Source organism: Pseudomonas sp. Q1, assembly GCF_009935975.1.
GTDB lineage: Bacteria > Pseudomonadota > Gammaproteobacteria > Pseudomonadales > Pseudomonadaceae > Aquipseudomonas > Aquipseudomonas palleroniana.
Genome location: NZ_QODI01000031.1, coordinates 1 through 22,957 on the forward strand (window position 1 = coordinate 1; position 22,957 = coordinate 22,957).

Sequence of the window (22,957 nt, forward strand, 5' to 3'; positions counted from 1 at the left end):
AACGTCGCATCCCCATCGACAGTATGCAGCGACAGCGGCTGCCCGCTCAGGCCGGCGACGGTCACCGCATCGGCGTGGCCGGTGGCTTCATGGTCCAAGGCCCGGGTCCCGAACAACCGGGTGGTGCGGCTGAACGGCTGCTGCAGCGTGCGACTGACCAATCGACGGGCCGGGGCCTCGGGGGCCTGCGGTGTGCGCAGGAAGGACAGGGTGCGGAACGCGCCAGCCACCGTCGGGGTGTCGGCATGCAGGGAGAGCAAGGTGTTGAGCATCGAGCGCGACCTTCTTGTCAACATGTCTGATAAGGCAACGAGCAGTGTAGGTCATGAAATTAACAATGCACGTGGGTCGCGTTTCCAGAAAGAAACACCCACCCGGGGAAACTTGTTGTTTGCGTCAGCCTTTCAACAGCCTTCAGGCCGGGAGCTCCAGAACGGACTGCGGAAAACTGACGGAAGACAACGACGAACTCAGCCCCCATCGTCTTCCTTCCAAGCGAATTAGGCCCAGTGGCTGAAGAAGCCATCCTTGTCGTCCATCAGGACCGTGAGTACTGAAAAATGAATTTAGTCAACCGTCATGAATGTGCACGCCTATTTCTCCCTTCAGGGAAACAACTGTCCGACCAACAGCAAAATTTGAGACTTGTCTCAAAAGTGCATTGAGGCATTGCCAAAGCTCACGTCACAAACTAAAAATTCACGAACATGCACTTAACCAATGAGCCCACCATGAACAGCAAGGTCATGATCATTGATGATCATCCCGCTGTCCGTATGGCCGTTCAAGGACCGGAATACGCGATTCTTTTAAGTAGCCGTACTCGAGGTGCAACGTATATTCTGCAGCGATTCTGCAGCGATTCTGCATTATCGACCCACTTAATATTATCAGTAATTTAATGCCTGAGAAGAAACCATCTGCTCGATAACCCACCTGAGTTACGGTAGAAACTCACTAAAAAATACGGTCTGGACTACGGAGAGCCGCTTAGCACAGTTGGAAAATCCAGACAATCCATCCGCTGGTCGCTCAGGTCACACAGGACAATGTCGACGCCTCCCTGCCGCTGCATTGACGCCAGCGCCTGTTCGCTGCTATGGCCAGCAGAATATCGGAAACCCGAGCGTTGTAACGCATTCATCATCCGATTGCGCAGTAAAGAATGATTGCCTGAAAACGAGAACCTACAATGAGGTCGTCTGTTATTTGACATCCAGACCGACTAATGTGCTGTTCTCGAATTAACATTTCTCCGATGTTGGCTACACTTCCCGTGTCATCCAATGTTCGGAGAGGCGCCGGTGAACGCACTCAACATTGTCCTCAGCCCAGAAGAACATGCCGAGCTGAGCCGGCGTGTACGTTCGGCCATCATCAGCCAGCGCGACGGCCGCCGCGCCCGAGTGATTCTGTTGGCGGCCCAAGGGTGTACGCGAGTAGAGATCGCCCGGCTGACCGGGTTCTCGCTCCCCGTTATCACGTGCTGGTGTCAGCGCTTCCAGGCTCAACGGCTGGACGGTTTGCTTGATAAACCAGGTCGGGGGCGTAAACCATTTTTGCCCCTTGAAGCGGTGCGCCGTGTTCTTGAGCAAGTTACTCAACCATGCATCGGTGAACCTCGATGGAGCTGCCGAAGCATGGCCCGAGCGACTGGAATTTCGGCCACCAGCGTACACAAACTCTGGGCTGCCAATGACTTGAAACCGCATCTGACCCGCACCTTTAAATTGTCCAATGACCCGAACTTTGAAGAGAGATTCTGGGACGTCATCGGACTCTACCTGGCCCCGCCGGACAAAGCTTTGGTGCTCTGCTGCGATGAAAAAAGCCAAGTTCAAGCTCTTGAGCGTAGCCAGCCAGGACTGCCTTTGGGGATCGGTCATATCCGCACAAAATCGCACGATTATATCCGCCATGGCACCGTCACCTTGTTCACTGCGCTGGATTATCTCCAGGGACGCTTGATCAGCTCCATTGAGCGCCAACACCGACATCAGGAATGGCTGGAATTTCTCAAGAAGATCAATCGAGAAACGCCCAAACATCTTCAGCTGCATTTGATCGTCGATAACTACGCCACGCACAAGCATCCAAAAGTGAAGGCATGGCTGGAAAAACATAAACGCTTCCACATGCATTTCACCCCGACCTCCAGCTCGTGGATGAACATGGTTGAACGCTTCTTTCGCGATATCACGGTGTACCTGCGCGACGGCGGTTTCAGTTCGGTTCGCGAACTGGAAAGCTCGATCACCACGTTTCTGGCGCTACGAAATGCGCAACCGACTCGATATGTCTGGAACGCAAAAGGTGAGGATATCCTGAACAAAATTCAGCGAGCCCGCGAGGCGATGGCCTCACAGGCTAAGGGGTAGATTATTTCGAGAACAGCACACTAGTAGCCGGAGCAAAAGTCGAAATAGATGCACGGCATACGTTGATTCATAACAATATCAACATTATCGCCCATCAAGAACACTCTAAACGCGCCGGAAAAATTCCGGCTATTAAGCTGCCAGTGTTTTTGAACAACGATGCACGTCAAAATTGCTTACCCGCCTAAGCCTTCAGCCCTTTCGGCCTCTACATAATCTTTTTTAGCAGTTTTTTGCGCAGCACATGTTATATTTACGTGGCGCGCCTACCTGGCCAAGCGTAGACGACGCATCTTTCACAACCTGACTGTCGCTTTGTAGCTGAAACGATGCTCGACCTTGGCATTAACTAATGCCTCGGCTATTTTCAATTTTGCGTATCACTTCGCACAGAGCACTACACAGTGCGCCGGGATGATGGTGATAGGCGAAGTTGCGTACAGGCCGGTTACGGTTATCGCGCACGGTGACCGATGGAGTGTGATTGAACAACAATGCGCTCATGTAGCCTCCTGTTAATGGCCGCTCCCGTCATTAGTGAAAAGTGTGATACTCCGAAAAGGCTTCCCCCATTAAAATTAACCCGCCGCTTTCATTCAACAGCTAAATTATAAACTAAAACAGATCGCCACCTTTCATTTACACGAAAGCACTGAGCCTCAGAGGAGCTGTTATTTCATGCTGCTTTCTATAGCTTCGCCCCGACTTCGCCTATAGTTTCCTAACAACACTGTCGTTGCGGCCCATACATCTGCAGTGGGCGGTTCGATTCTCTATGCCCTCAATCGGTGGCAGGCGTTGACGCGCTACTGCGATGATGGTCGGATCGAAATCGACAACAACGCCGCCGAACGGGCGCTGCGCGCCGTGGCATTGGGGCGCAAAAATTACCTGTTTGTCGGTTCCGACGCCGGCGGAGAACGAACCGCTGCGATTTACAGCCTGCTGGGTTCGGCCAAATTCAACGCCCTGAACCCGCAGGCCTATTTGACCTACGTACTGGAACGCATCGCCGAGCATCCGATCAATCGGGTCGACGAACTGCTGCCCTGGAACGTATCTCTCACACTCACGAAACACTGCGAGGCTGCCTGATCCATGGTTAAAACTGTTCGCTTGCCAAAGAGCCCAAGCCTGATTTGTTGCTACTGCACATCGAACTGAAGTGGATTACTCCAACGATTTGGCGTCGATTCGCAGTGCCTGAGAACATTACCTTGGGCAAGTTGCATTACGTGATCCAAGTCGTGATGGGCTGGAGCGATAGCCATCTGCACGAGTTTGAAATTGCCGGTGAGAATTACGGCATGCCCGATCCTGATGGCTGGGGGCCGACGGTGAATCCGGAAGCTCGTAAAACACTGATCAAGGCACTGAACGGAAAGCGGACATTCAATTATCTCTATGACTTCGGTGACAGCTGGCATCACCGTATCAAGGTCGAAAAAACATCACCCACTATTGCCTGTCCGCAGGTGCCGTACTGCATTGAGGGCGCCAATGCCTGCCCACCGGAGGACGTGGGTCAAGGGTCGGGTTATGAAGATCTTTTAGAGGCGACGGCCAACCCCGATCATCCAGAACACGACGCGATTGTGGAATGGCACGGGGAGACCTTCGATCCGACGATCTTTGATTGCGAACGTGTGAACCAGTGGTTCAAACGGATTAAGGTCTGAGTTGCAAGTGGGTGTAGTTCGGACGCTTACCTATCACAGTAGACCAAGAGCAGCCTTCCTTTTTCCAATCAATTAGTTAGCGCTAAGTAAGTGCCATTCATATCTGACACCTTTAAAAATCATCCGGCACTATCAAACCTGACAGGCCAACAATATGAAGCGCGTGTAGACTTGCGCCCCACTGAACCGCACCAAGTGAAGCTGTAAAGTCCTTCACCCAAGCGGACGGATATGCGCAAGAGTCGCTTCATTACCGAGCAGATCATCGGTTTCATTTAGCAGGCCGAGGCCGCCATAGACCAAGCGCTCGACCCAACTTACGGCAGCAGCGGGCCATCGACTCGGCAGCTATCGAGCCAACAGCCACCCCGCTAATAGGGCATAGGCATCCTGCTTCCTTTATGGCCTCTAACTTCTTTCAGCTGAATAATATAAGTGCCTGGCCTACTCTGGTTCGACCCTACATTTGTTACGTGGAAATTTGCATGAGTCGAAAACACATACTCGTTTTCAGCAGCAACGCTGTATCTAGACCCCATGCCCGTAGCGCTAAAACCTGTAATTTCCATTAAAACCTTTTCATTCTCCGCGCTCGTCATGAACCCTACTGCAACCTCTTTACTTTTGGAAGCAGAAAGCAGACTGAGAGAATGGAGCACTGCCCCCTCATCCCTCGCGCGAACAAACGCTTCTATCCCGCCCATGGTCATGCCCTGCCCTCGGAAAAAACGTGAACTCTTATTATTTTCTTTCAGGTACAGGGAAGCATCAATTGCCTCCATATTGCGACCGATATCTTCAGCCGCATACTTTAGCGAACTTCTAATCTCCTTCCCTGCCTTACCCGCAAACTGGTTATCCCCATGTCGCCGTTCTATTTCACCAATAACTTTAGAACTGCTGACAGTGACAAAGTCACCGGCTCTCATGGCGGTATTGATTTGCGAATAGCCCGCATTCGTAGAGTAGATATCCTGGAAATTTTGGAGATCTTCGCTAGTTGCCAGTTTCGGCGATTTTTTCAAAGGAGGCGATGCCAGGCTCATACGGCTCATGGCGGCTACTGGCGCTTGTGAGGATCTGCCCGCCCGCGCGCCTTGAGTGTTTGGCTCAAGCCGACGTTTAACCCGCTCCATCACGCTATCAACAAACGTACGGTTCCCACTTTCAAGCAATGTTTTCCTCATCTTATCTAATGCCTGAGCGGGGTTGGAAGCATAAGCCTCCTTAAAGAAGCTCATTCTCAGAATTTCCCTCGCCTTATCTCCTTCTGGAGACAGTCCGTCTTGATCAGATAGCGAGATCGGATTGTTCCTAACCATCCGGAACAGATTCACCCCATCCACCAACCCACCGGGATCGGCACTCAGCCAGCGCCCCAGCTCCGGCATGTAGTAGCGCCAACCGTAGTAATACAGCCCTGTCGCATCCAACTCCTGGCCCGAGTAGCGGATTGTCCGCTGGGTCAGGTTGCTGACCTCCGTCGCCGCTTCATCGCTGCCGGTGGTGCCGCCATACGGCGAGTACTCCTCCCGGGAGATAAGCCGGCCGCTCTCGTCCGTCTCTCCCCCGCTGCTGTCCAGGTGATCGCCGAAGCCATAGCGCAGGTGGATTTCGCCGCTGAGCCGGTCCTCCACCAGGCGCACCTCGCCGGCCTTGGTGATGACGATGTGTTTCTGCGGCGTTGTCTGGCCGGCCAACAGACGCTGGCGCACTTCACAACCGCCGGAATAGGTAGTCAGCGTGGTCTGGGTCGTATTGCTGGTTTTAGCCGTATGGATTTTGCGCGTACGGGTGCCGCCGTCGGCATAGTGGTAGCGTTCGCTGTCATCCGCCTCGTCCTCGCGGCTGACCGCGCTGACCATCCGCAGTTGGTTATCCGAATGCCAGCGCAGCTCTCTGCCATCAGTCAGCTGCTTCTGCAGGCCGCCGGCCAGGAAGCCCGTTTCCGGGGTCAGGGTGTGTTCCTTCGCCATGGCCCGGTTGCTGGCCTGCGACACGCTGAGCTCACGGGTTCGGTTACCGGCACCGCCGCTATGGCGGATCACCGTCAGGTTGTCCCCGTCATCGTAGCTGTAGTGTTGCGCGTACGGCGCCCAGGCGCTGCCCGCGCTCCCGTCCACGTGGTTGGCGGACTGGGTGTAGTGGCGGGACACTGGCGTACGCTCCCGGCCCGTGGCCGAGATAAGTCGGTACAGGGTGTCGTAGCTGTATTCGCGCAGCCCCGTGGCCTGCTGGTTGTTGTGCCACTCGGGGTCTGCACCCTTATCCTCCAGGCTCAGGATGTTGCCCACCGGGTCATACCGGTAGTGCAGGTCGCTGATGACCAGCGCGCCCTGCGGGTGACCGGCCGGGCGCGCGGTCAGGTGCCGGGCCAGGTGCTGGGTACGCGGGTCATACTCATAGGTATCAATGACACCGTTGCCGGCGCGCTGTGACAGCACCACGCCGTCGGCCCGGTAGCGGATATCGCGCAGGATGACGGTCTCTTTGCTTGCCCCGACTTGCGGGGAGGCCAGCCGGGTTTGCGCCACTGCGCCGTTGATGGCGTAGTCGGTGAGCGTGGTGACAGCGGCGGCATTCGTGGCGGTCAACGGTGCACCTGTCGCATCGTAGGTGCCACTGACCCGCAGAGGCGCATCCGTGTCAGCCTCCGCGTTACTGGTCCAGTCCGGCAGCTCTACTTCCGGCTTGAGCAGGCACTGCTCAGACAGCAGGGACTGGCCGCTCAGCGAGACGCTCAACGGTCGGCTGATGCCGGCGTTGTCACGCCGTTCTGACAGGCCGCCCGCCAGGTTCAGATCTTTCCACTGCGCCTCGTTCAATGGGGCGTAAACATATTGCTCCCGGACACGGCCAGCCGTGGTGCCGGCCGCGATCTCGGTCAGCGACTGCGCCCGCCCGCCCGCACCGGCGGCCTCATAGCTCAGCACGCTGACGGTGCCCTGAGCGTTGCGCGACCACAAAGGACGGCCCGCCGCATCGGCAAGAATCAGGGCAGCATCGCCGTCAACGGTGTGCAGGCACAGGGGTTGGCCAGCCAACCCGGAGACGCTGAGCGCATCGGCGTTATCGGTGGCTTCGTTGCTCAGGGCGCGCGCGCCGAACAGCCGGGTCGTGCGGCTGAACGGCTGCTGCAGCGTGCGCCTGACCAACAGCCGCGCAGGGGCCTCGGGGGCCTCTGGCGTGCGCAGGAAGGACAGGGCGCGGAAAGGCGCGGAGACCATTGAGGTGCCGGCATGCAGGGCCGCGGCCTGCAGTTCTCTTATCGAGCGTCCTGTCATCATTGCTCTTCCTCCTGGCCATCACTGTTCCGGCGTGCCAGCACCTCCTGCCAGGTGTCATTTTCATCTTCGGATACCATGAACCACGGGAACACCTGCACCCGGCGCTCATAGCCGGCCGCAGTGAGTATCCGATATTCTCGACTCAATGCATCGTAAAGGTGCGTATCGGCATAGATGCCCTCCCGCGCATTGTCATCAATCACATGACGCCAATCATTCAGGTAATACGGCAGCCAGACTCGAACCGGATTACCTTTGTTATCGAATTCGGTCTGACCGGTGACTGCCCAACGGACATCCGACCACCTGACGACCGCTTTACCGTCGTCGTCGATTTCCAATGCCCCAGCATCCGTCCGCACGAACGCCTCACCAGATGGATTTATAATCGCCGTCTGCAACACCTGACCTCCGCCGTGCAAAACAACCTGGAGACGCACCTGCTGCTCTGGATCATCATCATAGCGGTCAGTCTGGATGCGGATAACATGCGGCGGAATACGTCCTTCCAGAATACTTGGTGACGAAAGTCCGTCTCTTTGCAACTGCGCTTCTTGTCGTTCCCGGGCCAACACACCGCAGCGGCGCCCCGTAGGCTTACCCTCGGCGTCGACAGACAAGGGCATCCAGCTGTCAGTAATCATGGTGAACGCTTCGTGTACCGGCACCCCTTTGGAGGCATTCAATGCCAACGCGTCTTCGACTGTGGCTGGCGGAGTAAAGCGCTTTTCACTCGTTGGCGAATAACCCGTCACAACGGCTTGATCAGCTTCAGCCGGAGTTTCCGTGCCGTAGAATCGGGTGTGCCGCACCCGCCCCAGCGCATCCAGTGTGGCCTCACTAATATTGTCGTTAGTGTCTTTCACCTGTATCGGAGTCAGGAAACGCCAGTCAATAGCTGTAACTGTGGAGGCAAAGCTGATGGAGTCCGTGGCGCCGACAACTGCTAAAGAGTTCGGTGAATACGTTAGGGCAGTGTTGCGAACCAGCTCACTCTCTCTAACTTCTTTCGCTAACCAAAAAGCGGATTGGTCATGGTACTCAGTAATGTTGTGCGAGCCGCCCCAGACAGCCCCCAATGCCGGCTCATGTGGAATTTGTAATGTCTTGTAGCCTCCTCGCAGCAAGAGCTGCTCCAAGCTTTCTTGCTGTACGGGTTGCCGCAAGTAACTCTCGATCGTCTTCAGTGAGGAATGATATTCAGGGTTGTCGACAATTTCCGAGAGCAGTACTTGCCAATACAGCGTATCCAGCGTGGTCCTCAGAACCAGCACCTCTTGTAGTGCGTTAAGTGCCTGATCACTTTCAAGACACTGGTCGGCATAGGCTTGCACCGCCTCGCGAATTCGCTCGCCAGGAATGCCCCCTGACGTCCCGCCTTGACCCAGCGCCTCCCACAACGCATTCGAGGTGATAGTCTCGTAGCCACGCTTTTTATCTCTGCGAGCTGTCTGCAGGGCTTCTATAGCTGCTCTGTACATGCAGCCGTTTTTCTCCTCGTACTCTTCCTTCAGGTTATTCTCTAATCGCCAGGTGAACGCCATGAACGCCCGAAAAAAAACATCAGGTGTAATGTGCGGTTGGACACGCTCACGCAGTCGATTCAATACTTCTGGATTGGTAGTACCTGAAAGCTCATGGAGACTAGCCTGCACTAGCTCACCCACCGTCTGATTGAAAACCGGTGCTAAAACATCCAGAGATTGCTCATCCAACATGGCACTATCGGTCCAAGCCACCAAACCTTGGCGTGTCGGTGCCTCCAATGGCTCCGTACCCGCGGCACCCCGCCATTTCGTTTTCGCATAACCGCTAAACACCACCGAATTAGGCTCTGCCAGTAAATCAGCCAACACCAAGTTCTCTGCGGTAAAGCCGCCAGACGGAATGACACGGTTAGCCCGCCTATCAAGGTTGCCATCTGGATGGGAGCAACTCCACCAAATCACATCGGAGCGGGTGTCCAGCGGCAGCCCAATCACAAAATCATTGCCCGTATTGAGATGATGTACCCGATTACGACCGAGTTTTATCCAACAATCATACTGCTGACTATCGGCGGTTTCGCTAATCACTCCAACAGGCAGTGATGCCGGATAAATTCTTCGTTCAGCCTCTTCTGCTTGGACCTGCGCAAGCGTCAATTGCCGAGGATAGTTAATGCTGACGCTTTCCAGAGGTGTTCCGTATGCGTCTTGCTGGAGCACTATTGTCTGACTCACCGTCGGGTCAGCCGCGATACGTTCGCAGGCCAGCGAGAGCGTTTCCAGCGGCGACACCAGGGTAACCGGACGATTTATGTTGGGCGTGCCATCTGGATTGGCACTGTCGTAGGCGCGCACGTGGAAGCGTTGACGGCTGATGCTGTAAGGTATCCCAACGTTCGGATGACCGTCCTCTGCGTACACCTCAGTGCGCATCATTTGCCCGCGCAACGCACGATACAGCGCCCGGCGTCGGGCGCTACCCGGCTCGGGTGTCTCCGATACATCCCCATCATTTGTCCAGACGGTGAAGCGAACCGGTTCATTGATGAACGCATGGTCTATATCAGTTCGGGCTCCGTCCGCTCCGGTAGAGTCGAGCTCCTCGTTACCGGTATAAAACCAAGTAACGGTTCGTGCCGGCGGTGAAAGCACAGCTGACCGCTGGCGGGCGTTTTCCTGCGAGCGACTGCTCCTATCGGTCTGCACCAGGCAGCGGAAGCCGGCGAGCTCGCGCTCCTCGCCATCCCAAACACCACCCAGGTAGAGGGTTTCGCTACCCAAGGTCAGGCCGGTAATTTCGTTGATTTGAGAGACACTGCGGACGGTATGTACTGGGAATGGAAGATAACTAACTGCTGTTTGTCCGGCGGCTTGCCGGGAGGCCTTCTCGTCCAGCCAGCCCTGTGCAGAGCTGCGATAAGTCAGCTGGGTACGCCCCCCTATGTTATCAACCACAGTGGAGAGCAGCCATGGACGCACAGAACTGAAATTCAATACCCAACTGCGAGGTAGCAGGTGCGGCACCGTTAGCATCAGGCTGCCCATTCCCAGCCCCTGTACATCCGCTACCTGCAGACGCGAGGTATCGTCTAAGCGCACCCCATTCGGGGGGGGGACAACACCTTTATAGCGAAAGCCGTTGCCACTATGATTGATGAAAACATGAATGCCCCTCTGACCGATGACCAGAATATCCGCTATGCCCGTGCCGTCGGTGTCGGCCAAGTAGATGCGCTCCGGATTGAATGCCAGCGGACTGTTATCGGCCTGTTTGAGCGCTTCCAAAGAAAAGCCACTCAAATGCACTGGACTGCCGAAACGACCATGCCCTAAAGATGGCCAGGTGGTTACTCCGCTTGCAGTGATCTCTACCAAATCCGTGAGCCCACCGCCCGTCACATCACTGAATGCAACGAGCCGCGTCCCATCACCGGAAGGATGGGGTAGCGAGCCTTCTTCCTGATGCTGTACCGTTTTCGCTGGCTTCCAGCCGGATAAACCCGCAGACGGCCATAAGCGTACGCTTGATGGGCCAATCAACACTAGGTCCGTCAGCCCTCCGCCGGTCAAGTCGGTCTGCAGAGCCGCCGGATGGGCGAACTCAACAGGAAATTTGTCAAATAGCTTGAGCCCCCCCCAATGCCCGTTAGGCTGCAAGGTGAAGCTCCCGGACAACCCCGGTAGAGCGATCACTAATTCCGGTTGACCATCCCCATTCAAATCGGCCAATCGGGCATTGCCGCCCAACGGAAGCCGGGGAAGAGGAGTCGGCGCCCCCCAAGTCACTCGGTCATTCAGCGGAGCATGGAACAACCCAGCAAACCCGGCATTTAAAGGCTGAACATCACCCTCTCGAATCGGAGCCCGATACCACCACGCGCCGCGGTCTTGATATAAGACTCCTGGGATACCCTCCCCGTACAAGTCCGCCATTTGCCAAAATTCGTGACTAAAGCCATCAAGCGCTGGCATGGGCTGCCAAGCGGTTGCACCCGGCAGTGTCGGAGGTGGTTCGGACAAGGCAAACTCCACTGGCGGCGTAGCCATCGCCGTGCCGTCTTGCTCATAGGCCAATATCTGCGCCGACATCAAGCGTGTGAGCAACTCGGACGTTTCATACTGTAGATTCAAGCGCGAAATCAGTTGTGGTACGGCATCCCTAGATTCAGCATTCGCCATCATGGCCGTGCGATGCCAGAGCAGGATGTCATGGCACAGTCGTCGAGTCCGTACCTCAAAACCATAGCGACGGAATGACAGTCTATCCCCACGGACTGGCCAAGGCGCCGTGGCGGTGAGCGGTGGTGCTTGGTCTATCAGCGTCCCACGCTCCCCGTAGTCAAACGCGAGAAACGCCAGCCACTCATTTTGCCAAGCGTCCGTTGTCAAAATCATATCAGGCAGCATGAACTGCAGAGCCGGTGTGCGGTTCATCCAGTAGACAGCATCCGGATACAAGCCCGCCACTTGCGGATGGCTGACGAGCTCATGTGCCGGACACCCTATATCATCCTCCTGGCGCCAGCGCCAAAGAATATGTTCCCCCCGGGCCGATACTGCTTCCTCGATGCGCCATTCAGCAACACGGGATGAATCCTGTGGGTCAGCTAATCGCGCGTCTTCCGACCAGCCGTACAGGGCTAGGCCGCCGTCCGGCGTGAAGTCAATCCAGAAAGTGCGCAACACTGCTCCTTCCGCGCCCGTCTCATCCCAGCGCTCAGTACGCGCCCCCAATCCGGCCGAACGGTCAAGGTAGCGAGTTACGGTGTAGGTGCCGCTGTCTGCGTTAGAAAAAGGCAAACGGGTTTCCGTGCGTACCGCACCAGATCCAGGTGCGCGTACCAGTTCACCGTTGTTCGGTCCATTAAATCGATCCTCGCTATCGTACGTAGGCACTCCATGCTGTGTGCGTACACGGACCATTGGCGATGACATTTGCCAGCCCATCCCAAATACCCCGTTGCCCCCGCTGTTGCTGTAATTCAGGGCCAACTGTGGCGCCAAGCCACGAGCAGGTGCTGCCGATATAGGAAGTGGGATTTGCCAGCCGGCATTACCGTCTGGCCCGCCCACTGATAGCACGCCCGTGTTACCCGCCAGCGTTCCGCCGCCTTTGGGCAATGAAGGTAACGTAAAAAATGGTTGGCTTTCATTTCCAGTGGGGGCCGCAAAATTATTAGTCATAAATCCTCCGAAGCTCCTGGTGTCGGGTTATACGGATATCCTTTGAAAGCTAGGCTGCAGCTTGCTGTTGAGCAGCACCATAAAAAGCCTAAGCCTTACACAAGGAGGCTGTCGCACCGCACCACGCCAAATTCCGCCAAATCCACTATCAAGTCCTTGATCTCAACATCAAACCTTAACAAATCAGGTGTTGCTTTTTTACCGAATGACTTCTAATCACAGCTGATTGCCATCGCGAACGAACTGAATCCGGCCTCCTCGATCAGCCGAAAGCAGGCGTTCTGCTGTTTTGGGGTGATGAAAGCCCCCCTCATTGAGCAGAGCTACCTCCAAACCTGAAACTGGCCGATAGAGCCGGTATGCTGTATAGGCCTTAACTCTCTAGCTGATGCGTCCCAGAACAGGTCCCGAGAGGTAAATTTAATGCCATCGGGCGTTAGAAGCGAAACGCTTGCCTAGTCCAAAATAGAAGATGATTAGCAAAAACGCCTCATCCGTTACAAAAAACTCTGACAATGTTTCCGAACTGCCCTTCTCTAACACGCTTAATGTGAGGAGACTCAGCAAGCGATCTATATCTCAGATAGCCAAAAAAAAACAACACCCCAAAACCGCCAAACGTCAAGAGACATTGTTATATTAATTTACGAGACAAACAGACAAACAGAGCGTTTGGCACCAAGCACGATCTCGCCTGCAATAAGCCTGGACAAGCAACGACCTGTCTAGGGTTAAAAATCAAAAATTGAGGTTGGTCGCATTTCAAAAAACCAACCCAGAAAAATTGTCCGAATCGAAGTTGCTGTTTGTATCGGAGTTTCAGCAGCACTCAGGCAGGGCGGGGGGGGGGATTAACTAATAGCCCCGCCGCTGCCCATTGGCTCCCTTTTGAATCAGGGAGGGTGGCTTGAAAAATAGCGCCCTTGCAGGTCAGGGGACCCGTTGGTACGGGAAAGTGAATTATCCGTCATCACATAGACCTTATTTTCTCAGGGTGTAACGGACATGCAGGACGGCATCGGTCAGACTTCTGAGCAGCGCCCCCTGTTTCAGTTCCGGACCGACCGCCTCAAAGGACAACGTCATGGGAATAGTAGGTGTGCTATCGGATTGCAGCGAAAGCCCCTCAAACGGCAGCCAACGCCCGTCACTGACGTCAGGAGAGAACTGGCCACTGTCCGCCATGGCATGCGAGACAGCCAATTCATTGCATCCCGGCGGCAGGTCAGCATTGGTAGTAAACAAGGTGGCTCGAATGTCCTGATACGGTCCCAGTAAGGCCGGCAGCGTTACAGCAATACTGCGCACTCGCCGCTGCCCAGTGGTGCCGGTCTCGTAATCGCTTTCGATCCCCAGTTTCACCAGATCAAAGTGGATAGCGAGTTTGTTGCCATTGAGTTCGATCTTGCCGTCTGGACCACCAATTTCTTCAGCCGCTGGGGTATCCAGCAAATATTGGATGGCCTCATTCAGCGTCAAAGGCCGCGATGACTCCCCATCCGTTTCCAAACGGTCTTTCAAGAACTCCGCCAGGGACACCGTCCGGGTGATTTCCAGCTCCCGTTTCTGGTATTTCAGCCAGGTGTTCTCCATCTGAGCCAGATTGAGCATCAGGCCTTCCCCGCTCATCAGGCCGGCCCATGCGCCGCTCCAGGTTCCGGTGCGCAGGTGGTTGATAGAAGGATCGTTAAGCTCCCACCTCAGGGATTCCTGGGCCATCAGGCAGCGGGAGGCCGTCAAGTCATAGTATTGGTAGAAAATACTGGCCAGTTGGCTGCGCAACCAGCTGTACATGGCCTTGCCAGAGTATTTACTCTGCAACAGCACCAACTGTGCCTTGGCTTGTGCCTGCTGCATTTCCCCGTGCGCAATTTGCATCCGGACGGACGTTGCCCGTACGGCCAGGGTTTCCAACTGGGCCTCGATGGTACTCATTTCGCCCTGCGCCATGGCGCGCTGAATATCCCATTCCTGACGTCGCCGGCGGTACTGCTCCTCCTGATTCACACGGTTGCCATTGGCAATCGCCATATCGCCCGCAAGCTGAAGACCAAAACCGACCGCATTGGCAATCTGATCGGGACGATGGCCGCCATTAGCGAGCCCGAATATATTGGGCACCGCGGCAATCGCCGCCCCCGTGGCAAAGGAAATTTTGGCCCCCAGGGCAAGCTGAGCCCCGCCTGTAATGGCGGTCAGTGCCTGCTCTTCCCGGCTGTTGATATTTTCCTCATAGAGCTTCCGGTAGTGGTCCCGACGCTGGGTGGCCGTCGCCAGCGATTTCGTCAACGTTTCCCGTTCAGCCGCGAGTTCCTCCAGGGTGTGCTTCTGCAGCGCCAGGCCGCTTGTCGCCATCTCCACCCCCTGAGTGTTCAGCAACTCCTGCAGCGCTTCGGCGTCCTGCCGTTCCAGAATCTGCTGCATGGTCGAACCGAACTGAATCAGTTGTCCGGCCATCATCCGGGCACTCTCCAGTAGTGGCATAAACCGCAATACCGAAAGGTTGATTGTCGGCAGGCCACTGTTGGCTCCCGTTGCCGCGGCCACCGCCGCCGACAACAGCGCTTTCGGGTCCGCCGGCGTGGCATACAACGGCAGGCTCAGGGACTGACCGTCAATCGTCAGATTATTACGCAGGTTGTACAGGCGCAGACGCAGGGTTTCCCAGTAGCCCAACATCAGCGTATTGGCTTCAGGGCTAAACAGGTGGTTGGCGACACGCTCAGGTTCTTCGGCAAGCCGTTGCGTGCCGTCGAGTAGCGCGCTCAGCGCATCCAACCGGGCCATTTGCACGGACTCGGCGGCGGCTTCGCCCAGGCTGGGTGCTCCCCAGCCACCGTTGGGGGCGATCCAAGGCGCCTCGCCCAGCAGACTCAGTGCCCGGCCATACCAGACCTTGGCCTCTGCCAGGGTGTCACGCTCGAGCTTGCGGTAAGCGCTGTCGCCACGGCCAATGATGATATCCAGCAGGCGCATAAAGGCATTGAGTTTGTAGTGCATGGGGTCGTTCTGCGCCACGGCATCCGGGTCGTACGACTCCAGCGGCGCGTCGTTCCAGGAGGTGTCCTCCTGCAAGGGGCGGACGTTCCACAAACGGTTTTCATGCTCACCGTAAACGATATAGCCCGCCGGGCTGAAAATGTACTTGAGCCACTGTTCGGCCTGGTCGAACCGCTCTTCCTGCAGAAAGCGCTGCATGACCATCATTGGGGTGTAGTAGAACAGCTCCCAGAAGTAAATCGCGTTAGCCCCGGCGAAGTCCATCACGTTGCCGGGCGTTGCATTGCTGATAATCTCAGACTGAGTTACAAGTTCCGGCAGTTCTCCTCGCACTATCGCCAAGGTATCTTTATCGATCACGATGCTGTTTCCAGCCACGGCACTTTGCGCATTGTTGGCGTAGCGGGCCACCACGTGACAGCGGTTTTGCCCTTCGAATGGTTTAGTCCGATCAAACAAAACATGCACAATTGTTGGGGCGCTATCGCTAAGCTGAAAGACACCAAGCGATATATTCGTTGCAGGATCGTCAGTTGAATCGTTCCGGCGAACCGCCTGATAGATCTCAACGCGTCGATCGTTACCATGCTCAGTCGAATCGTAAGGCGGCAATGTCAGCTGCAGATTAGGAATGGGCGGTTCAGAAAGCTGTTGCGTCTCATAATTGAGGATCGCATCGATCCCTGACGCTGCCTTTTCCGTTAATTGCCGGGCAAACAGCGTATTCAGGCGGGTGATGTCTCCGTCATAATCCAGGTATTGTGCGCTGCGCGTGTCGCCGTGAATGGAAACCTGCGGGGGGGTATTCGCAGTTAGCCAGACCTTCAAAGTATAACGGCGAACATCTCCATCAATGTCAAGTACAAGCAAGTGATGGTGTTCTTTCCCTCCTGCCCACTCCGCAATAGGAACATTCTCTCGGGTAAGGGTAAAGGTCTCCGACCAGTTGGGGGAGTTAACATAATGCCAATCGTCGCTTGCAGGATGGCTTATGTTATCCAGCCAAACCTTAATATTGCCAGATGGGATGAAGGGTGAATCTCGCAAATCCACCGAACCCTCAACCACACCTAAATTATTCAGAAAAGCTTGCCCAAGAACACCACCACTGACATTAGCAACACCAACAACCACATTTTCGAACGATAGATCATAATCACCCCAGACGCTTGCTAAGACGTGCAACTCACCGCCTATGATCAACCAAACCGGTGTACCATTCAGCCCACCAGTAAGGCCACGGTCTCCTACCCACACGGTGGAAAACAGGCCGGGCCATACATAACTTATAAGGCTGTTTTTAATTATTACCCAGGCTTGCCTACAGTCATCACGCCTTATAAGAAGAACCCCCTCAGCCGACAAACAGCGAAGAATGCCACTCTCTCTTGCCAGCGAGGGGAAAGTAGATTTCAATATTTCCAGATACGAATTAGGAGGAGGAGAATGAAATAATCGAGCCGCAGCCGCAACCTCGATGCTAATATTATATTTTGCCGCATGGCTATCATAGACAAGCACGGCAGGCGGAGAGAACGTCAATTCGAAACGATCAAACCACTCTGGCATGGAAGACTCAACCCGAATGCTTCCCTCGGCGTTAAGACCGGGCGGACTATAAGGAATAATTACCGTCCGGCTTGTTGTCGATGTCTCAAGCTGTCCTGCATCGCCTAGCACCTCGACCATGCTAGACGTAGTATTTCTATGAATAGACTCGAAACTCATATCATCAAACAGCTTGAGACCCGCGCTCTCAATACCGTTAATGTCATCGGCTGCGCTACCAGGCTTGTAAAAAATGACCAACATCGTGGCGTGCTCATTCCAGACGCTGACATACATCCCATCCAGTTTTTGTTCTTGGTTAACTTTGAACAGCGCTGTCATGTCCCGCGTCACTGGCGCACTCCAGTTGCCGTCATAACGCCGCCAGCTCACCTTCAGCTCCCAGCGTTCTTCCCATTTTGTCGGGGCACCGTTATTGTCCCGCACCGTTACCACGGATTGATGTTCCACCCACAACAAGTACAGGCGGGATTTGTACACCACCGGGCGAATCAGGTTATTCCACGGGTGGATCGCGGCGTCGATTTTCTCCCAGCCGGTCCAGGCGTTGGCCGGCAGCGTTCCCTCGCGACTGCGCTTGTCCTCATCCGCGGTGCGCCACCAGTATTCCGGTGTTTCCGCCTGATTGCGCCCGATAAACCAGGTCTTACCGGTCGAGGCAATGACATTATCGTGGTAGCCATGCACCGTTTCCAGGTTAGCCACCTCTTCAAAGCTGGTGAGGTAGCCCATAAAGGCATCCCCCACCGTGTCCGTGTTGATCTGCGCCTGCCCCAGCGTCTGCAACATGTCATCCATCATCCGGGTCTGTCCCAGGCGGACGGTCGGATCGATATAGTTCTCCGGGTAGTACATCAGCTTCTGCTTGGCCACCCAATTGCTGTAACGGGCATTCCACTGGGTCCATTCCCGGAAAAATTGCCCGGTAAGGACGGCTCGATTGATGTTGCCGCTTTCCGGCTGGGCCAAATTGCGATGAATGAACGTCTGCAAAGCCGCGATCGCTTCGGCCAGGCGCGAGGTTTTCACTTGTGCACCGTTCTGGTTATCCGCCAGCAGGTAGCCGGAGACTTGCTCACGCGACATAAACCCAGCCAGTGGTTTCCCGGGCGTCAGCAAGTAGCCACTGAGCGCCGCACTTAGTCGGGGCGCCGTCTGTGCCAGAACGATCTGCTGTTGCGATATGGTAAGGCCAGCCACAAACGCATCCGCCACCCGCTTCCAGTCCGCCCAACCGGCCGGAGTGTCCTGTGTGTATTCAAGCTCCAGCATTTGCGCAATATTGGCCGGTGTCACGTTGAACGCCTGGGCCAGCGCACACCACTGCCGCAGCACCTGAATCTCCGGCCAGCTTGCCAAGCGGGCGTCGCTTTCGATATCCCCTTTGGCTTTTGCGGCGGCCATGGCCTGATTGAGCAGCAGTGCACCCAGACCGGTGATGCTTGCCAGCAGCTCGGCCGTGACGCCTTGCCCTGCCAAGGCATCGGTGAGCGCCCCGCTTGCAACAGTGGTGTCCGGCAGAGTCCGCAGCCAGCCGCTGAAGGCGCTGAGGGCCAGGATGACGCCGAGGCTGCATTGCAGCTGCGCAGGGGGTGGTAAAAACGTCTCACCTGGCAGTGCCGCCGGCACATACAATTTTTCCGGGTGGGCGACGAAGCACGTCAGCACGTCCGGGGCGACGCCCGAGGCATGACAGATCAGCGCCATCTGGGCCAGACCGTAGGCGAAGGCCACCAGCTCGTCCGATGGAGTAGCGTCATCCTCGGCGCTTTGCAGCGCCGCCCAAGCGTCGCCAATACTCAACTCGTCTGCGCGTCCGTCCGCCCAGGTCAACACGGCCCGCGCGGTGGTTTCATGATTGAGACCGAAGGCGGCCGCGACCAGCGGCGTCCATGTCCGCAGCACCAGCTCATCAGGCCCATCCTGATCGTTAACGTCAGTCTGGGCCGGTTTCGATTCAGCATTCGCCTCAACCGTTTTCGCCACGGCCTGCAATTGCCGCAGGAAATTGGCCACATCGGCACTGAGCGCGATACCGGTTACCGGCCGGGTCATCAGCACCAGGTCCTGAACGCTGAACCCGGCCGCTTTCATCCATTGCGTCGTGGTCTGAAGTCGCTCCAGAAGGCTCAACCAGGTGCCCGGCGGGGCGTTATACAACGCTGAGGGCGGCCCAATCATTTGCAACAGGTGACGCAGCTCGAACGGGGTCAGACCATGAAGCCGAGCCCAAAGACTGAGCGTGTACATCCCAGAAATATGCGCTTCATTCAAACCCAATTCCGCACTATCTTGTTCCGCGTGATAAGCCAGCTTCAGGTAGTACAAACCCATATCGTCGGTTTGAAAAGCGCGCTTCAGTGCGGCCTTAATCTCAGCATGCTCTTCCGCACGGTCAGGGTGCAGGTATAACTTGGTGTTCGACGGCTCGAGCCCACCCTCAACCAATGACGGGGAGTTAAACACTCTATCCCACTGACTGAGCTCACCCTCCGGCGCATTGCGCGAGATCAACCCGCGGGTCATTGCCAATGCATCTTCATGGCCAATGTTGTACTGCTTCATCAGCAGCGCGGTGCGGAACAGCAACGTTAGGGTTTCGTCCGTGATCTGATCAGGGTTGACGCTGTTGACAACGTCTTCCAGCACTCGCGCCGGCAGCCCCGTGGCCTTGTAAAGCCGGATCGCCTTGTTCAGCTTCAGCGCGAAGACTTCCGGGTTGCAGGTAAGCACTGTATAACGGCAATCCAATCCCATACCCTGGTCGGCGCCGTGCCTGTAAGGCTTCAGCAGAAACTGGGAGCCAATATTTTCCGGGATTTGGATTTCGAAGTCATAATTTGTATTCGGCTCAAGATAGTGATTGTCCTCGCCCCCATCAAACACGATGGCTTCGTTGACGAAGACCCGAAACCGGTTGAGGCCGGCATTTGTATTATTCACGCTGATCGACAGCGTATAGTCGGTTCCGCCTTTCGGGGTGAGGCGGGCGTAATTGAGAAACCCCTGGAATCGCTCCTTGGTATAGGACAGCCACCAAAGCGTCTCTTTGCCGTCCTCATCGGTCGTCCTCGTCACCAGAACATTGCCCTCCCAGTTGCCCAGCTTGTCGCTCAAGAACGGCTGTAGGTCGCCGATAAAGGTCCTGAGCTCCTCGTCCGCCAGTCCGTACCATCCGCGCAGCACCCTGGGGTCCAGCAGCGTTTCTGGTGTGATTTCCTCACCAAAGTACTGACGGAATTTATCCATGGCCCCAGCGTTATCCTCCGGGATGATATCCGTCAGAAGATCATACAACGCCGGCGGGATATCATAATAAATCCCGGCCAGGGACGCTCCGCTAAGATGTTTCGTTACCGATGGCGCCGCCTGCAGTTGCTTGAAGTCGGGATCCTGACACTGGCGCACCTGTCGCAGGCGGGTATGGTGATGGTGGTAAGGCGTGCCGGCGCCGAGCAGATGCCCTGCCAGCGCCTGCAACACGTCTTCGTCAGACGCATCCGCGGCGCTTGCCTGTTCCTCATTTTCCAGGGACGACAGCTCTGCTTTCACATGCGACATCAGAATATCGCTGGACAAACTCAAGGCACCGACCTCGCGGTCCAGATTATCCTGATTCAGAACCAACGCTTTCAGGTCGGGGCGCCTGGCGTCGATATGCCACAAGGAACTTTCCGGATACAGCGGGCGCGCTTCGCGGTACAGTTCGGTCAGGTAGGCGGCCGGCGAAAACATGGAGGCCACATCCCCCGGATTGGCGTAGCGACCCGCCCGCCCGCCGAACCAGTCTTCGTAATCCAACAGCGAGACATCCGGGCGACGGAGTCCCTGACGTATGGCTTGGGGCAACAGCGGAGAGGCATGCGTAAGGATATTTTTTTCCAGGATAAGGGCGTCATTGCGGGCCTTCACCGCGGCTGCATGCAGCTTCACACAGTCATAATCGGACAAGGTCCCTTGCGCCCTCTGACGCAACTGCGCCGGTGACAGCAGACCGGCCGCCGCCAGGGAGCTGAAACCGGCCTTCTCGGCCATCCGGGTATAAGTACTCTGTTGTTTGGGTGTCATGAATGTGTCCTTACTTAATAGGGCCGCGCAATAGCACGGCGTTGGGAAAGCAGGCCGGATTACGTCGGCAGGCACCATCCAGCCCGTGCAGCGCGTTTCGACTATCCGGTATCCGGCGGGCGTCTAGGGATCGTCTGATATCCAGCGTCTGGGCCATCCACCAGTCTGCCACCGTGCACCTTGATAAATATGGGAAAGAAAGATGCGCAACATCCGTTACCGACAGGATCTCGGCTTTCTGCAGCAGGCGCTCCATCTCAGAAAACCGAATTTCGTTCATATTGGCTTCCCTCAAGTATGATTTCGCTTCGTTGGCCGCACTTCTCACAACCGGCTCTGGCCCAGCATCTGCAATGCATTTTGTCTTTGGTTGATAGCTCTCAAGAGTCCGCGTCCGATCCTCTGGCACTAACAGCCTCAAGTGAAAGTAGAAGACAATTAGAAAAAAAGCATCATCGGTTATAAAAAAAATTGAACTGCACTCTCAAGCCCCGGTCTCGTTCGACGGTTCTGAACGAACTCAGCCGAAGCCAATTTGCTTTCATGGGCATTGAGATGTTACGAGCCGGACATCAACCCCACAGCTACCGCGATCTGGCCGAGCATTACGGTGTGGCCGTGCTGCCCGCTCGCTCGCGCAAAGACAAAGCCAGGGTAGAAGTCAGCGTACAAGTCGTCGAACACTGGATCTTGGCGGTCTTACGCAACCGACAGTTCTTCTCGCCGGGCGAACTCAACAGCACGATCAATATGCTCCTCGAACAGCTCAATCAAAAACCCTTCAAAAAGCTGCCCGGCTCGCGCCGCTCGGCCTTCGAGACCATCAACCACCCTGCACTGCAAGCGCTGCCCGAGCATCCTTACGTCTACGCCGAGTGGAAAAGGTATGAGTGCATATCAACTACCACGTCGAGGTCGACGGCCATTACTACTTGGTGCCGTATCAGCTAGTGAAACACCGACTCGAAGGGCGCCTGACCGAGCAGACCGTCGAGTGCTTCCACGCCAACCAGCGGGTGGCCAGCCATCTCTGATCGCAACACAAAGGCCGCCACACCACCCAGATCGCACCCATCCCAAGAGCCACCGCGAATACGCCGAGTGAACGCCGCAGCGACTGATCCGCCAGGCAGAGCAGACCGGACTTAGCACCGCCGGCGTTATCGCTTACATCCTCGAACGCCGAATCCATCCGCAGCATGGCTTCCGCGCCTGCCTGGACTTCCTGCGCTTGATCAAACAGCACGGCGGAGAGCGGCTGGAAGCCGCTTTCACGCGTACGCTTACTTGAGGACGGCGTCGAGGCTTTATTCTCGCTGAGTCAGAATCTGCACGCCTTGCTGCAATTATTGCTGAGCTGCCGCTGCCTTCCGGGCTGGCCTTTGATTGTGATTTAGCTCTCCTCTCCAGACTTAGCTTGTAGAGATCCACCGTAAATTACCGGAGCACATGATGGAACGAGAATGTGAACGGTGTCATAACTTCTTCAACCACAACAGAACTCAGATCGACACTGAAGGCATTGGCAAGGTCTGCCGGCTGTTGGCAGGCCAAGGAGTGGCTTTAAAAAACCGCAGTTGCTTTCAATATTACGATTCAATTCACCATTTGCATAAGCAACACCGAGTACTACTCTCTTTGCTGTCGCTTAACCAATCAGCCTGCCCAGAGGGAAATCCCATGATCGAAATCCTTGGTATCGGATGCAGGTTTCCAGGTGGTGCGAACTCTCCAGAAGAGTTCTGGCGCTTATTGAACAACCGGGAAACCGCCATTGGCGACATTCCCAGCGATCGGTGGAGTCC

General features: G+C 55.8%; 8 protein-coding genes and 2 pseudogenes. 5 read left to right on the forward strand and 5 right to left on the reverse strand.

Annotated features, from left to right (window positions below):
- Positions 1 to 272, reverse strand: a 272-nt coding sequence (locus DK870_RS28635; protein WP_161550372.1) for a hypothetical protein, incomplete at its 3' end; no start/stop codon positions are given.
- Positions 273 to 1,304: 1,032 nt separating this feature from the next.
- On the opposite strand from DK870_RS28635, the gene DK870_RS28640 reads away from it, so the two are divergent.
- The 3 genes and pseudogenes from DK870_RS28640 to DK870_RS28650 all read left to right on the forward strand — a co-directional run bounded on the left by DK870_RS28640 (position 1,305) and on the right by DK870_RS28650 (position 4,057).
- Positions 1,305 to 2,378 carry an IS630 family transposase gene (locus tag DK870_RS28640; protein ID WP_161550373.1) on the forward strand — a complete coding sequence of 358 codons (1,074 nt, stop codon included), beginning with the start codon at positions 1,305 to 1,307 and terminating at the stop codon, positions 2,376 to 2,378.
- Between the two features lie 750 nt (positions 2,379 to 3,128).
- Positions 3,129 to 3,473, forward strand: a pseudogene (locus DK870_RS28645) (transposase); the annotation flags it as partial.
- 44 nt (positions 3,474 to 3,517) lie between these two features.
- On the forward strand, positions 3,518 to 4,057 hold the full coding sequence (locus tag DK870_RS28650; protein ID WP_161550374.1) for a plasmid pRiA4b ORF-3 family protein: 540 nt from the start codon (positions 3,518 to 3,520) through the stop codon (positions 4,055 to 4,057).
- Between the two features lie 371 nt (positions 4,058 to 4,428).
- Here the strand turns inward: DK870_RS28650 and DK870_RS28655 are convergent, their stop codons facing one another.
- From DK870_RS28655 to DK870_RS28670, 4 genes are all read right to left on the reverse strand, one after another.
- Positions 4,429 to 7,344 (reverse strand): RHS repeat-associated core domain-containing protein, encoded by a 2,916-nt coding sequence (locus DK870_RS28655; RefSeq protein WP_161550375.1) that lies wholly within the window; start codon positions 7,342 to 7,344, stop codon positions 4,429 to 4,431.
- Positions 7,341 to 12,515: a SpvB/TcaC N-terminal domain-containing protein gene (locus DK870_RS28660; RefSeq protein ID WP_161550376.1), complete on the reverse strand. Its 5,175-nt coding sequence runs from the start codon at positions 12,513 to 12,515 to the stop codon at positions 7,341 to 7,343. Before DK870_RS28660 ends, DK870_RS28655 begins: the two co-directional genes overlap by 4 nt.
- 981 nt (positions 12,516 to 13,496) lie before the next feature.
- On the reverse strand, positions 13,497 to 21,152 hold the full coding sequence (locus DK870_RS28665; RefSeq protein ID WP_161550377.1) for a neuraminidase-like domain-containing protein: 7,656 nt from the start codon (positions 21,150 to 21,152) through the stop codon (positions 13,497 to 13,499).
- Positions 21,153 to 21,162: 10 nt separating this feature from the next.
- Positions 21,163 to 21,432: a hypothetical protein gene (locus DK870_RS28670; protein WP_161550378.1), complete on the reverse strand. Its 270-nt coding sequence runs from the start codon at positions 21,430 to 21,432 to the stop codon at positions 21,163 to 21,165.
- Positions 21,433 to 21,711: 279 nt separating this feature from the next.
- On the opposite strand from DK870_RS28670, the pseudogene DK870_RS28675 reads away from it, so the two are divergent.
- A pseudogene (locus tag DK870_RS28675) lies at positions 21,712 to 22,440 on the forward strand (IS21 family transposase); the annotation flags it as partial.
- A 392-nt stretch (positions 22,441 to 22,832) separates the two neighbouring features.
- Positions 22,833 to 22,957, forward strand: a 125-nt coding sequence (locus tag DK870_RS30115; protein ID WP_161550379.1) for a beta-ketoacyl synthase N-terminal-like domain-containing protein, incomplete at its 3' end; no start/stop codon positions are given.